The sequence below is a fragment of the Pseudomonas imrae genome, from assembly GCF_046352735.2.
GTDB lineage: Bacteria > Pseudomonadota > Gammaproteobacteria > Pseudomonadales > Pseudomonadaceae > Aquipseudomonas > Aquipseudomonas imrae.
Map to the genome: position 1 here is coordinate 720,779 of NZ_CP110853.2, position 11,623 is coordinate 732,401.

At 59.5% G+C, this 11,623-nt stretch carries 14 protein-coding genes; 7 read left to right on the forward strand and 7 right to left on the reverse strand.

What is annotated here, in order from left to right; translation table 11 throughout:
* Positions 1-15: 15 nt before the first annotated feature.
* Entirely contained in the window at positions 16-960 is a 945-nt protein-coding gene (gene cpaB / locus OQ460_RS03180) for a Flp pilus assembly protein CpaB (RefSeq protein ID WP_410020461.1), read from the reverse strand.
* A 328-nt stretch (positions 961-1,288) separates the two neighbouring features.
* Here cpaB and OQ460_RS03185 point away from each other — a divergent pair, with 328 nt between their 5' ends.
* Positions 1,289-1,486, forward strand: coding sequence for a Flp family type IVb pilin (locus OQ460_RS03185; protein ID WP_410020462.1), 198 nt, complete (start codon positions 1,289-1,291; stop codon positions 1,484-1,486).
* Between the two features lie 56 nt (positions 1,487-1,542).
* The gene (locus OQ460_RS03190) at positions 1,543-1,950 is read left to right on the forward strand and encodes a response regulator (RefSeq protein ID WP_410020463.1); all 408 of its coding nucleotides are present in this window, start codon (positions 1,543-1,545) and stop codon (positions 1,948-1,950) included.
* 13 nt (positions 1,951-1,963) lie between these two features.
* Here the strand turns inward: OQ460_RS03190 and OQ460_RS03195 are convergent, their stop codons facing one another.
* Both OQ460_RS03195 and OQ460_RS03200 read right to left on the reverse strand, forming a co-directional pair.
* On the reverse strand, positions 1,964-2,809 hold the full coding sequence (locus OQ460_RS03195; protein ID WP_410020464.1) for a MaoC family dehydratase: 846 nt from the start codon (positions 2,807-2,809) through the stop codon (positions 1,964-1,966).
* 2 nt (positions 2,810-2,811) lie between these two features.
* Complete coding sequence (locus OQ460_RS03200; protein ID WP_410020465.1) at positions 2,812-4,164, reverse strand: 3-oxoacyl-ACP reductase; 1,353 nt, start codon at positions 4,162-4,164, stop codon at positions 2,812-2,814.
* A 113-nt stretch (positions 4,165-4,277) separates the two neighbouring features.
* Here OQ460_RS03200 and OQ460_RS03205 point away from each other — a divergent pair, with 113 nt between their 5' ends.
* Together OQ460_RS03205 and OQ460_RS03210 are read left to right on the forward strand one after the other, a co-directional pair.
* A complete protein-coding gene (locus OQ460_RS03205) occupies positions 4,278-5,555 on the forward strand; it encodes an acetyl-CoA C-acetyltransferase (protein ID WP_410020466.1) in 1,278 nt (425 codons plus the stop codon).
* Between the two features lie 187 nt (positions 5,556-5,742).
* Positions 5,743-6,639 (forward strand): PA4780 family RIO1-like protein kinase, encoded by an 897-nt coding sequence (locus tag OQ460_RS03210; RefSeq protein WP_410020467.1) that lies wholly within the window; start codon positions 5,743-5,745, stop codon positions 6,637-6,639.
* Positions 6,640-6,688: 49 nt separating this feature from the next.
* Here the strand turns inward: OQ460_RS03210 and cueR are convergent, their stop codons facing one another.
* Complete coding sequence (gene cueR / locus OQ460_RS03215) at positions 6,689-7,090, reverse strand: Cu(I)-responsive transcriptional regulator (RefSeq protein ID WP_410020468.1); 402 nt, start codon at positions 7,088-7,090, stop codon at positions 6,689-6,691.
* A 76-nt stretch (positions 7,091-7,166) separates the two neighbouring features.
* Positions 7,167-7,547 carry a hypothetical protein gene (locus OQ460_RS03220; protein ID WP_410020469.1) on the reverse strand — a complete coding sequence of 127 codons (381 nt, stop codon included), beginning with the start codon at positions 7,545-7,547 and terminating at the stop codon, positions 7,167-7,169.
* Positions 7,548-7,695: 148 nt separating this feature from the next.
* On the opposite strand from OQ460_RS03220, the gene OQ460_RS03225 reads away from it, so the two are divergent.
* Both OQ460_RS03225 and OQ460_RS03230 read left to right on the forward strand, forming a co-directional pair.
* Positions 7,696-7,893, forward strand: coding sequence for a heavy-metal-associated domain-containing protein (locus OQ460_RS03225; protein ID WP_410020470.1), 198 nt, complete (start codon positions 7,696-7,698; stop codon positions 7,891-7,893).
* Positions 7,894-7,979: 86 nt separating this feature from the next.
* Complete coding sequence (locus tag OQ460_RS03230) at positions 7,980-9,173, forward strand: multidrug effflux MFS transporter (protein WP_410020471.1); 1,194 nt, start codon at positions 7,980-7,982, stop codon at positions 9,171-9,173.
* 11 nt (positions 9,174-9,184) lie between these two features.
* Here the strand turns inward: OQ460_RS03230 and OQ460_RS03235 are convergent, their stop codons facing one another.
* Together OQ460_RS03235 and OQ460_RS03240 are read right to left on the reverse strand one after the other, a co-directional pair.
* Positions 9,185-9,364 (reverse strand): hypothetical protein, encoded by a 180-nt coding sequence (locus OQ460_RS03235; RefSeq protein WP_410020472.1) that lies wholly within the window; start codon positions 9,362-9,364, stop codon positions 9,185-9,187.
* A 149-nt stretch (positions 9,365-9,513) separates the two neighbouring features.
* Positions 9,514-10,527 carry a zinc-binding alcohol dehydrogenase family protein gene (locus OQ460_RS03240; RefSeq protein ID WP_410020473.1) on the reverse strand — a complete coding sequence of 338 codons (1,014 nt, stop codon included), beginning with the start codon at positions 10,525-10,527 and terminating at the stop codon, positions 9,514-9,516.
* A 122-nt stretch (positions 10,528-10,649) separates the two neighbouring features.
* Here OQ460_RS03240 and OQ460_RS03245 point away from each other — a divergent pair, with 122 nt between their 5' ends.
* On the forward strand, positions 10,650-11,579 hold the full coding sequence (locus OQ460_RS03245; RefSeq protein WP_410020474.1) for a LysR family transcriptional regulator: 930 nt from the start codon (positions 10,650-10,652) through the stop codon (positions 11,577-11,579).
* Positions 11,580-11,623 lie beyond the last annotated feature (44 nt).

Below are 11,623 nucleotides of genomic sequence, written 5' to 3' on the forward strand. Positions count from 1 at the left end.
CGGATCCTTGCTCAATCAGGGTGTTTGTCGGGTCGCTTGGTTGCCGCGAATGACTTCGATGCCGGAGCGTTGGGGATTGGCAATGAATCCTGGCTGACTTACTTTTTTCGGCGCCCCACCCAGGGCCAATTGGGTAAATTGGTAAAGTTCGCGATTGGCGCTTTGCAGTTTGGCAGGCACATCTTCTTCGCCGGCCCAGTAGCGGCTTAGCAACTGCTCATCGGCGCTGCGTACAGCCAGGCGCAGGGCGCCGGCGCTGGTCGCGAGCATCAACCGGCTCAGCAGTTGCTCCGGCACCGCCAGTACCACCGTGCGTGCCGCGGCGCGGCGTTGCGCCTGCTGGGCTTTTTCTTCGGCGGTGACGGGCGGCGGCACAGCGGCCTTGCCATCGTTGGTCAGGCCCAATTGATCGCCGACACTGAGCAGGCGTATGGCGGGGATGACGATCTGTGCCGAAGGCACCTCGTTGCCGGCCTCTTGGCGCAGGAACAGCAGCACATCCACGTAGTCTCCTGGACTGAGCTGCCCACCGGCGCCGATGACCTCGTCGACAGCTACGGCCAAGGCTCGCTCACCTGGGCGGATCATGCGTGCCAGCGGCCCGCCGGCGGTGAAGCTGGTGTCGTCCAGCCAGGTGCCGGCAGGCAAGGCACGCCACGGAATGCGACCGACGACCTGGTCCAGGTTGGTATAACTCCCGGCGGGTGCCGTGCGCAGTTTTTCCAGGCTCACGTCGGCGGCGGTGAGTGGGATATTGGCGGGGACATCGTGGACCAGGACGACCACCGTTTGGCGGGTCTGGTCTTCGACGGCGGCGACGGTATTTTCCACAGGAGCTGGCGCCTGGAATGGCGCGACTGTTGTTTCAGGTGGTCGACTCAGGACCAGACCCCAATAGCCTGCGAGCAACGCAGCAACCAGCAGTAACCCGGCTAGAATCATACTTACACGGCTGTTCATGACGGCTCTCCCTATCCTGTTGCACCACATGCCCCGTGTATCCAACGAGGCGGTTTACGCAACCAGGCAGCTATGAACATCTAACTATTTCGCTATTGGAAGGTAGTTCAGTTAGGACAAAATGCCATTACTGATCGGAATTTTTATCTGGCAAATGTAGGAAACCTCCTAGATGCGGGCCTTTGAGAGAAAATCCGCGACTAGTACTTTGTGATTAATGATTTCTTACAGTTGTTGAGACGGGGTTTGTTGACAATGCTGTGATGGCACACCGCAATTACTGCGTCGTGTCGTGATACGGCGCCAGTCGCGCATAGGGAGAAGTCTTATGTTCCTTGAGTTGATACTTAAAATTTGCATTCAGACTCAGCAATTTTTTCGGCGCAAGGATGGGGCGTCGGCGATTGAGTATGTCGTTATCGTATCGATCGTTGCTCTGGTTCTTCTTACCTACGGGAATACGCTCGGTAATGCGATCACAAGCTTCTTCGGTAGAATCGTCACGGGAATCAGCGTTGGCAGCTGACATTGCGGAATGAACGTAAAGCACACTGGATAACCCACTAATTTCAGGTAAGCCGCATGCCGACCTCTTCGTCCCCACGCCAGCAAATCCTTTTGGTGGACGACGAAGAGGACGCACTTAGGGAATTGGCCGAGTCCCTCGAACATGAGGGATTTGTCTGCTTCACCGCCACCAGCGTCACCTGCGCGTTGCAAGAACTGACCCTTCACCCCGACATCGCCCTGGTCATCACCGACCTGTGCATGCCCGAGGAAAGTGGAATCTCCCTGATCAAGCGCTTGCGCGAACACACCTCGCGCCAGCACTTGCCGGTGATTGTCATGTCCGGTCATGCCGAAATGGATGACGTCAGCGACATGCTTCGGCTGCAGGTACTGGACCTGTTTCGCAAGCCGATCTACCTGGTGCGTTTGATCGATACGCTGAACAATCTCTTTCCGGTGCGCAAGGTCAAAGCCGTTTAGCCCCGAGCTGTTTCTAGAGTGGCCTCCACCGTCCCACCATATGCTCGATATCGCCTGCCCCTTCCAACCGCCATTCGCCACTGGAGCCAGCCGGGCTGCATGCCAGGATCACCTCGCTGGGCAAACGCACGGGTTTCCTGAAGTCGACCTCGATCTCGATGTTGGCGCTGGGCAAATGCCCGTCGAGGGCTGCCAGTGTGCGTGCCTTGCTCCACAGCCCATGGGCGATGGCCTGGGGGAAACCGAACAGCCTGGCGGTCAATGCACTTAAATGAATCGGGTTGTAATCGCCGGACACGCGCGCATAACGCCGGCCGATATCGGCGGGCGCCTGCCAGCGCGCCAGTTCGTTGAGCGAGTCGATTGTTGGCAGGGATTGATCCACCTGCTCTCCCGCAAGCTTGACCCCGCGACACAGCATGCGGCTCTCGCCTTCCCATAGCGCGCCCAGCGAATCCTCCATTGTGGTGATCAGGTCAAAGGTCGCGCCCTTGGCGTGGGGTTGCAGGTTTTGTGCGTAGACGCCGACTTGCACTTCACCCACGGCCCCCAGCGGGCGAAGAATGCGAATGCGGTTGCTCAGATGCACCAGGCCCAGCAGCGGAAAGGGAAAAGCCTTGGCCGTCAGTAACTGCAATTGCAGGCCGAACGCCAGGATGTGCGGGTAGGTGGCCGGCAACATCGGGCTGTCGATAAAGCCGCAGACTTCACGATAGGCCGCTACATCCCTGGGGTTTACGTTTACCGGACAGCGCAGCCCGGAGTCGGGCAGCGTGGTGCCGGTGATTTTGCGCTTGAGGGCTGCGCGCAGATACAACGGCGGCAGCGACGGACTGTGGTGCAACGTGTGCCATTGCATGTTCAGGCCCCCAGCAGACTTTGTCCGCATACGCGCAGCGCCTGGCCGCTGACAGCGCCGGAACCCGGCTGGCCGAGCCAGGCCACGGCTTCGGCAACATCCTGGGGCAGGCCGCCCTGGCCCAATGAACTCATGCGGCGCCCGGCCTCGCGCAGGGCGAAGGGGATGTGCGCGGTCATTTGGGTCTCGATAAAACCAGGGGCCACGGCGTTGATGCTGATACCGCGTTCGGCCAACAGCGGTGCCCAGGCCTGGGCCAGGCCGATCAAGCCGGCCTTGCTCGCGGCATAGTTGGTTTGCCCACGATTGCCGGCAATGCCGCTGATGGATGCCAGCAACACCACGCGTCCATTGTCGTGCAACGTAGCGCTATCGAGCAGGGCTTTGGTCAGCACCTGCGGCGCATTGAGATTGACCGCCAATACGGCGTCCCAGTATTCCGGGGTCATGTTGGCCAGGGTCTTGTCCCGGGTGATACCGGCGTTGTGTACCACGATGTCGATACCGCCCGGCAACTGCTCGATCAGTTGCGCAGCAGCATCTTCGGCGCAGATATCCAGGGCGATGCTGCGCCCGCCCAGACGCGCAGCCAATGCATCGAGGTCGGCCTTGGCTGGTGGCACGTCCAGCAACACGATCTCGGCGCCATCGCGGGCCAGGGTTTCGGCAATCGAGGCGCCAATGCCACGGGCGGCACCGGTCACCAACGCCTTGAGCCCGGCCAGGGGGCGCGTCCAGTCATGCACTTGAGTCGCGCAGGCGCTCAGGCGAATCACCTGGCCCGAGATGTAGGCGCTTTTGGGCGAAAGGAAAAATCGCAGCGCACCTTCCAACTGGTCTTCGGCGCCGTCACCGACATACAGCAGCTGCAAGGTGCCGCCGTTGCGCAGTTCTTTGGCCAGCGAACGGCTGAAGCCTTCGAGGGCACGCTGGGCGCTGGCGGCGAACGGGTCGCCGATGGATTCCGGCGCTCGTCCGAGCATTACCACGTGGGCGCTGTGATCGAGATTTTTCAGCAGCGGCTGGAAGAATTCACGCAGTTGCTTGAGTTGGTCGGTGTGCTGAAGATGGCTGGCGTCGAACACAACGGCCTTGAGTTTGGGACCATGACCGGGAATCCACGCAGTGGCCTCCAGGGGGGCGGCACCGTAGCTGAATATCGCTTCGGTGAGTTTGTTGGCAAATGGCAATACCTTGGCCGCCAATGGGCCGCCGCCCAGCAACAGGGCGCCGTCCACCGGGCGCAGGCGGCCGGCTTGCCAGCGCTCCAGTCGACCTGGCGCCGGCAGGCCAATGGCGGTAACCAGTCGATGGCCGAGGCTTGAGTTGGCGAAGTCTATATAACGGTCAGACATGGAACGCTCTCCGGCTGCTGGGGTTCAAAGGGTGGACCATCAATAGATGAAAGTCGTTCGATTGAGCCTAGGCTAGGCTCAAGATTCCACCTACCACTTTCAGGGAGCTTTCCATGACTCAGTTGCGCCGTGTCGCGATCATTGGCGGTAATCGCATCCCCTTCGCCCGCTCCAATGGTCCGTACGCTACGGCCAGCAACCAGGCGATGCTGACCGCAGCCCTGGAAGGGTTGATCGAACGCTACAACCTGCATGGCCTGCGTCTGGGGGAAGTGGCCGCCGGTGCGGTACTCAAGCATTCGCGGGATTTCAACCTGACCCGCGAATGTGTCCTGGGCTCGCGGTTATCGCCGCAAACCCCCGCCTACGATGTTCAACAGGCATGCGGCACGGGCCTGGAAGCGGCGCTGCTGGTGGCCAACAAGATTGCCCTGGGGCAAATTGAATGCGCGATTGCCGGCGGGGTGGACACCACCTCCGATGCACCTATCGGGGTGAACGAGGGGCTGCGCAATATTTTGCTGCAAGCCAATCGCAGCAAATCCATGGCCGACAAACTAAAAGTCTTGTTACAACTTCGCCCCCATCACCTCAAGCCCGAGCTGCCACGCAATGGCGAACCCCGTACCGGTTTATCCATGGGCCAGCATTGCGAACTGATGGCACAGACTTGGCAGATCCCTCGCGCCGAACAGGACCAGCTGGCCCTGGAGAGCCACCAGAAAATGGCCGCAGCCTACGCCGAGGGTTGGCACAACGACTTGCTCACGCCGTTTCTCGGTTTGACCCGCGACAACAACCTGCGTCCCGACCTTACCCTGGAAAAACTCTCCAGCCTTAAACCTGTGTTTGAACGCGGCGAGAAGGGCACCCTGACCGCCGGCAACTCCACGCCGCTCACCGATGGCGCTTCGCTGGTGCTGTTGGGTAGCGAGGCATGGGCCAAGGAGCGGGGCCTGCCGATATTGGCTTATCTGCGGGATGGGGAAGCGGCCGCGGTGGACTTCGTCAATGGCGCCGAAGGGTTGTTGATGGCACCGGTGTATGCCGTTCCGCGCTTGCTGGCGAGGAATGGCCTGACACTGCAAGACTTCGATTACTACGAAATTCACGAAGCTTTCGCCGCCCAGGTGCTGTGTACGCTCAAGGCGTGGGAAGATGCCGACTATTGCAAGACTCGCCTGGGGCTGGATGCGCCCTTGGGCGCGATTGATCGCAGTCGTTTGAACGTCAAGGGCAGCTCCCTGGCGGCCGGGCATCCATTCGCGGCTACCGGAGGGCGCATTATCGCCAATATGGCCAAGCTGCTGGACGCTGCGGGGCGGGGGCGCGGGCTGATTTCGATCTGCGCCGCGGGTGGTCAGGGTGTGACGGCGATTGTTGAGCGCTGATCTCGGCTATTATTGCCCCGCTCTTGCAGGACAACTGTTGGCAAAAGCAGTCTTGTCAGATAAATCTGGCATATTGGATGCCTTCCAGGTTGGTCAAAGGTCGGTATCCTCTCCCCGCGGCGAGAGGATTGCCGTATAACGAGTGCCATACGCGTGTTTGGTAATAAAGGACCCACAATAAAAGCTGATGAAGACTCCTAAACGCATTGAACCCCTGATCGAGGACGGTCTGGTCGACGAAGTGCTGCGCCCACTTATGAGTGGTAAAGAAGCAGCTGTTTATGTGGTGCGCTGCGGCAACGAGCTACGTTGCGCCAAGGTCTACAAGGAGGCGAATAAACGAAGTTTTCGTCAGGCGTCCGAATACCAGGAAGGACGCAAGGTCCGCAATAGCCGGCAGGCCCGGGCCATGGCCAAGGGCTCCAAGTTCGGCAAGAAAGAAACCGAAGATGCCTGGCAGAACGCCGAAGTGGCAGCGCTGTTTCGCCTGGCCGGTGCAGGTGTGCGGGTTCCCCAGCCTTACGACTTCCTTGAAGGCGTGTTGCTGATGGAACTGGTGGCTGATGAATACGGCGACGCGGCACCCCGGCTCAACGACGTGGTCCTGGAGCCGGATCAGGCCCGTGAGTATCACGCTTTCCTGATCTCCCAGATCGTGCTGATGTTGTGTACCGGCCTGGTGCACGGTGACCTTTCCGAGTTCAACGTGCTGTTGACTCCGACCGGCCCGGTCATCATCGACTTGCCTCAAGCGGTGGATGCAGCGGGTAACAACCACGCCTTCACCATGTTGGAGCGGGATGTGGGCAACATGGCTGCTTATTTCGGGCGTTTCGCTCCGGAATTGAAGACCACCAAGTACGCCAAGGAAATGTGGGCGCTTTACGAAGCGGGCACCCTGCACCCGGGCAGTGCCCTGACCGGTGAGTTTGACGAGCCGGAAGAGTCGGCGGATGTCGGCAGCGTCATGCGTGAGATCGAAGCGGCGCGGTTGGACGAAGAGCGTCGCCAGGCCATACGCGCGGCGGACGATGCACCACCGGGCAAAACGGCAGAAGAACCGCCGCCACCCTGGATGCAATGATCGGCCTCAGGTTGCCGGGCGAACGCATAAGTTAGCCCGGCAAGACTCATCAACGGCAACACCCGCCAGATGCCAATTCCTTGAGAATCGGGCAGTCTGGCCGGTGATCGCCCTGACAATCCTCTACCAGCTCCTGCAGGGTATCGCGCAGTTGCCCCAATTCGCGGATCTTCTGATTCAGCTCATCAACATGCTGGCGAGCCAGCGCCTTGACGTCGGCACTGGCCCTCTGTCGGTCTTGCCACAATTGCAGCAATTTCCCGACTTCCTCCAGTGAAAATCCCAGGTCCCGCGAGCGCTTGATAAATGCCAGGGTGTGCAAGTCGTCGGCACCGTACAGGCGATAACCGCTGTCGCTGCGAAGGGCCGGTTTGAGCAGGTTGATGGATTCGTAGTAGCGAATCATCTTGGCGCTCAAGCCGCTTTGAAGGGCTGCTTGACCGATATTCATGGGCAGTACTCCCGGAGACGTTGCCCCTAGGATCAACCTTGACCTTGGGGTAAGGTCAAGGACTCAGTTCAATGTTTCAGTAACCCAGCTTCGTCGGCTTGAGGTACATCCCGTCGGTGCCTTGGGCAATGCGCAACTTGCGCACATCCCCGGGTTTCAAATCGATCTCTTGCGCCTTGGGCGCCAGCATGCCGGGCAGGCATCCTGGCGCTTGGCCCGGCAACAGCTTGAGACGCAGCGAGACCCGGCCTTCGGGGAAGTTGAACGAGGTGGCCTGCTCCTGAAACAGTCGCCCGGCCAATTGGTCATTTACGTACAAGCCAATTTCGCAGTTGGTGGGGACTTCCAGGCGCTCCCTGGAAATGATCAGCACCGCATAGTCTTCGGCGGCACGGGCCATTGGGGCGGTGGCGAGCAGACTCATCAGGCCGGCAAGGCCAAAAATCGACCAGCGCATGGTGAATTCTCCGAGTTTCCAATCGTGGATGCTCGCAGCTTGGCCGACAGCGCCTGCGAATACCAGCCCGGCTTGCTGCTATGAGAGCTTGACCTTGCCATTGGGGCAAGGTCGACACTACTTGCATCGTTATTAAAGGAGTCATGTCATGCAAGTATTCAACGTTGAAGGAATGACCTGCGGCCATTGCGTGCGAGCCGTGACACAAGCGGTACAGAGCCAGGATCCGGCCGCCAGTGTGAGAGTCGACCTGGCAGCCAAGGAGGTCGGCGTGGAAAGTCGCCTGTCGCCGCAGGAAGTAATCAATCTGATCACTGAAGAGGGCTATGAAGCCAAACTCGCCTGATGTTTCAATAGTTAGCGAGCTAACGTAATGTTCAAGGTGCCCAAGCGCAGCTAGACTGTTGAGCTGCCGACTTTCCTGGGTGCCTGATGAAACTTCGCATTATTTTGATCCTGGGGGCCTTGAGCGCATTTGCGCCCCTGGCAATCGACTTCTACCTGCCGGGGTTCCCGGCGATGGCCGTGGCATTCGGCACCGATGAAAAACATATCCAGTTGACCTTGGCGGTGTATTTCGTCGGGCTGGCGCTTGGTCAATTGATTTATGGGCCGCTGGCGGACCGCTTCGGACGGCGCGGCCCACTGTTGAGTGGTGTGACCTTGTTCACCCTGGCGTCCTTTGCCTGTGCCTATGCGCCGTCGCTGGAGTGGTTGATTGGCGCGCGCTTCGTGCAGGCTTTGGGCGGCTGTGCGGGCATGGTGATCTCCCGCGCAGTGGTCAGCGATAAATGTGATGCGGTGGGCTCGGCCAAGGTTTTCTCGCAACTGATGCTAGTGGTGGGGCTTGCGCCAATACTTGCGCCGATGCTGGGCGGGGTCATGGTTAACCTGTATGGCTGGCAATCGATTTTCCTGGCATTGACGGTGTTCAGTGTTGGCGCTGGCGTGGCGGTGGCGGTCGGCTTGCCAGAGAGTTTGCCGGCCAATCAGCCTCGGCAACCTTTGTCCGGGGCGTTGCGCCAGTACGGTCGACTGTTGGGAGATCGGGTATTTTTCGGTTACGCCTTGACGGGTGGTGTAGCGATTGGCGGGATGTTCGCCTACATCGCCGGCTCGCCTTTTGTATTCATCAAGCTTTATGGCGTACCGGCCGAACACTACGGTTGGCTGTTTGGCACCAATGCGGCGGGCTTCATCCTTGTTGCCCAGGTAAACGCACGGTTGTTATCCAAGCGGGGTCCGGCATTTTTGCTGACCCGCACGGTGTGGGTGTATCTGGCGGCAGCGCTGGCGTTGCTGGCAGTGACGGCATTGCACACCGAGGCGTTGTGGCCGTTGTTGGTGCCGCTGTTTCTTTGTATCGCCAGTTTGGGCTGCATCATGCCCAACACTTCGGCCTGCGCCATGAACGGGCAGGGCACGCGGGCGGGCAGTGCCTCGGCGTTGCTGGGCTGCATTCAGTTTGGCATCGCGGCTGGCGCGGCGTCGTTGGTCGGGGTGCTGCACAATGGCACGGCCATGCCGATGGCGATGGTCATCAGCTTGTGCGGGGTTTTGGCGGTGACTGTGGCCATGTGGACCCGGCGCTTGCAGCGCGATAGAGCCTTGCAAGCGCAGGTCTGATCACTAAAGGTTCAGCCAGCAGCGCGTTGCTGGCTTTCGGGGAACTGGTGGGGGGCCTGGATGCGGCCTTGCAGGGTGCTGGCGAAGGCGCGAGCCTCGGCCTCGCTGCGGAAGGTAACGGTATTCTGGTCGAGGATAACCTGCCATTTACTGCCTTGGGATTTTGCTAGCGCTTTTATCAGGATCTTCATTGCTGACTTCCTCACGTAAAAGATTGCGTGGCAAAGGCGGCCAATATAAACCTGAATGCGCTCTTAAATATGACAAGGATCAAGTGTCTGACTAACGGTGCGGTCCGTTACTCACATAGCTAACGGACAGCGCCTACAGAGCTGTTTATCTAGAAACCTTCCAACACAATCTTGCCCTTGGCCTTGCCGCTTTCGAGCAGCTCATGCGCCCGGCGCAGGTTTTGCGCATTGATCACGCCGAAGTGTTCGCCCAGGGTGGTTTTCAAGGTACCGGCGTCAATCAGTTCGGCCACGCGGTTGAGCAGATTGTGTTGCTCGATCATGTCGGTGGTTTCAAACATTGAACGGGTGTACATGAACTCCCAGTGCAGCGACAGGCTCTTGCGCTTGAGCTTGCTGACATCCAGCGCCTTGGGATCATCGATCAGCGCCAATTTGCCTTGAGGCACAAGGGCCTCCACCAGTTGGTCCAAATGCTGATCGGTCTGGGTCAGGCTGGCGACGTGGGTCACCTGCGGGACGCCTGCGTGCTTCAACTCTTCGCTCAGCGGTTGGTTGTGATCAATCACCAGATGGGCGCCAAGATCCCTGGCCCAGGCCTGGGTCTCGGGGCGTGAAGCGGTACCGATGACGTTCAGGGCGGTGAGTTGGCTGGCCAGTTGTGTGAGGATCGAACCCACGCCGCCGGCGGCACCGACGATCAGCAGGCTTTGCCCTTCGTTGGTCTTGCCTTCGCGCACCTGCAAGCGTTCGAACAACAGTTCCCAGGCGGTGATGGCGGTCAGTGGCAGCGCGGCGGCTTCGGCAAAGCCCAGGCTCTTGGGCATATGGCCGACAATCCGCTCATCCACTGCGTGCAGTTCGCTGTTGGCGCCCGGACGTACCAGTGAGCCGGCGTAGAACACCTTGTCGCCGGCCTTGAACAGCGTCACGTCCTTGCCGACAGACTTGACCACACCGGCCACATCCCAGCCCAGTACTTTGGCCTCGCCGTTCTGCGGGGATACATTCTGGCGGACCTTGGTATCCACCGGGTTGACTGAAATGGCCTTGACCTCCACCACCAGGTCGCGGGGGCCTGCGATGGGCTGTGGCAATTCGATGTCTTGCAGGGATTTGGGGTCGTTGATCGGTAGGGCAGCGTAGTAAGCGATGGCTTTCATGGTGAGTCCAAAAATGAGTTGAACGGGTTAAGAAGATCATTGGCTATTTCCCATGAAGATAAAACCCGATAAAAGAACAGTCTCTTTCAATATTTTTTTGATAATTGGCCGGAATGCTACCCATGCTGCGTTTTGATGATTTGCAGTTGTTTGTGCGTGCGGCGGATTTAGGCAGCCTGTCGGCGGCGGCACGGGGCATGGACATGTCGGCGGCGGTTGCGAGTGCCGCGCTCAAGCGCATCGAACAGCAATTGGGCGCACGCCTGCTGGCACGGTCTACCCGTAGTCTGCGCCTGACGGCCGAAGGTGAAGGGTTTTTGCAATATGCTCGTGCGGCGCTGAGTCAACTGGATGAAGGACGGCGGTTGCTGGCCAGCAGTCAGGATCACGTCAGCGGCGTGTTGCAATTGTCGGCGCCTTCGGATTTTGGACGCAATGTGCTGTTGCCATGGCTGGATGAGTTTCAGCGCGAGCATCCTCGATTAAGTGTGCGCTTGCTGCTGGGCGACCGCATCGCCGATCTGTTCCGTCAGCCGGTGGATATCGCCTTGCGCTACGGCGAACCCGAGGACTCCAACCTGGTTGCCCTGCCTGTTGCGCCGCACAATTATCGGGTGTTGTGTGCAGCCCCCAGCTACCTGGCCCGGCATGGCGAGCCGCGACAGTTGGAACAGTTGGCTCAACATAATTGCCTGCTTTACATGCTGGGCAGTCGGGTCCACGACCACTGGAGCTTTGACGATGGTCGACGGCAAATCAGCCTGACGGTGACGGGCGATCGCTTCAGTGATGATGCCGATGTGGTTCGCCGTTGGGCGGTGGCCGGCGTTGGCATCGCTTACAAGTCTTGGCTGGATGTCAGTGAGGATGTGCTGGCGGGCCGTTTGCAGGTGATCCTGCCGGAACTGCGGGGCGAGCGAACGCCTCTGAACCTGCTGTGTGCCCATCGTGCGCAATTGAGCAAGCCGATCAATCTCCTGCGTGAAATGCTGGTAGCTCGCTGTGCGAAATTAACCGAGCAGTTGGCGCATCGGTGGGACACACGGCAATAACCCGGGGATACGGGGAAATTTCACTCAGCCTCTGTCTACGGTTT

Excerpts from the sequence above, each read along its gene's own strand:
- cpaB (WP_410020461.1), bottom strand. The coding sequence starts at position 960 with ATGAACAGCCGTGTAAGTATGATTCTAGCCGGGTTACTGCTGGTTGCT.
- OQ460_RS03185 (WP_410020462.1), top strand. The coding sequence starts at position 1,289 with ATGTTCCTTGAGTTGATACTTAAAATTTGCATTCAGACTCAGCAATTT.
- OQ460_RS03190 (WP_410020463.1), top strand. The coding sequence starts at position 1,543 with ATGCCGACCTCTTCGTCCCCACGCCAGCAAATCCTTTTGGTGGACGAC.
- OQ460_RS03195 (WP_410020464.1), bottom strand. The coding sequence starts at position 2,809 with ATGCAATGGCACACGTTGCACCACAGTCCGTCGCTGCCGCCGTTGTAT.
- OQ460_RS03200 (WP_410020465.1), bottom strand. The coding sequence starts at position 4,164 with ATGTCTGACCGTTATATAGACTTCGCCAACTCAAGCCTCGGCCATCGA.
- OQ460_RS03205 (WP_410020466.1), top strand. The coding sequence starts at position 4,278 with ATGACTCAGTTGCGCCGTGTCGCGATCATTGGCGGTAATCGCATCCCC.
- OQ460_RS03210 (WP_410020467.1), top strand. The coding sequence starts at position 5,743 with ATGAAGACTCCTAAACGCATTGAACCCCTGATCGAGGACGGTCTGGTC.
- cueR (WP_410020468.1), bottom strand. The coding sequence starts at position 7,090 with ATGAATATCGGTCAAGCAGCCCTTCAAAGCGGCTTGAGCGCCAAGATG.
- OQ460_RS03220 (WP_410020469.1), bottom strand. The coding sequence starts at position 7,547 with ATGCGCTGGTCGATTTTTGGCCTTGCCGGCCTGATGAGTCTGCTCGCC.
- OQ460_RS03225 (WP_410020470.1), top strand. The coding sequence starts at position 7,696 with ATGCAAGTATTCAACGTTGAAGGAATGACCTGCGGCCATTGCGTGCGA.
- OQ460_RS03230 (WP_410020471.1), top strand. The coding sequence starts at position 7,980 with ATGAAACTTCGCATTATTTTGATCCTGGGGGCCTTGAGCGCATTTGCG.
- OQ460_RS03235 (WP_410020472.1), bottom strand. The coding sequence starts at position 9,364 with ATGAAGATCCTGATAAAAGCGCTAGCAAAATCCCAAGGCAGTAAATGG.
- OQ460_RS03240 (WP_410020473.1), bottom strand. The coding sequence starts at position 10,527 with ATGAAAGCCATCGCTTACTACGCTGCCCTACCGATCAACGACCCCAAA.
- OQ460_RS03245 (WP_410020474.1), top strand. The coding sequence starts at position 10,650 with ATGCTGCGTTTTGATGATTTGCAGTTGTTTGTGCGTGCGGCGGATTTA.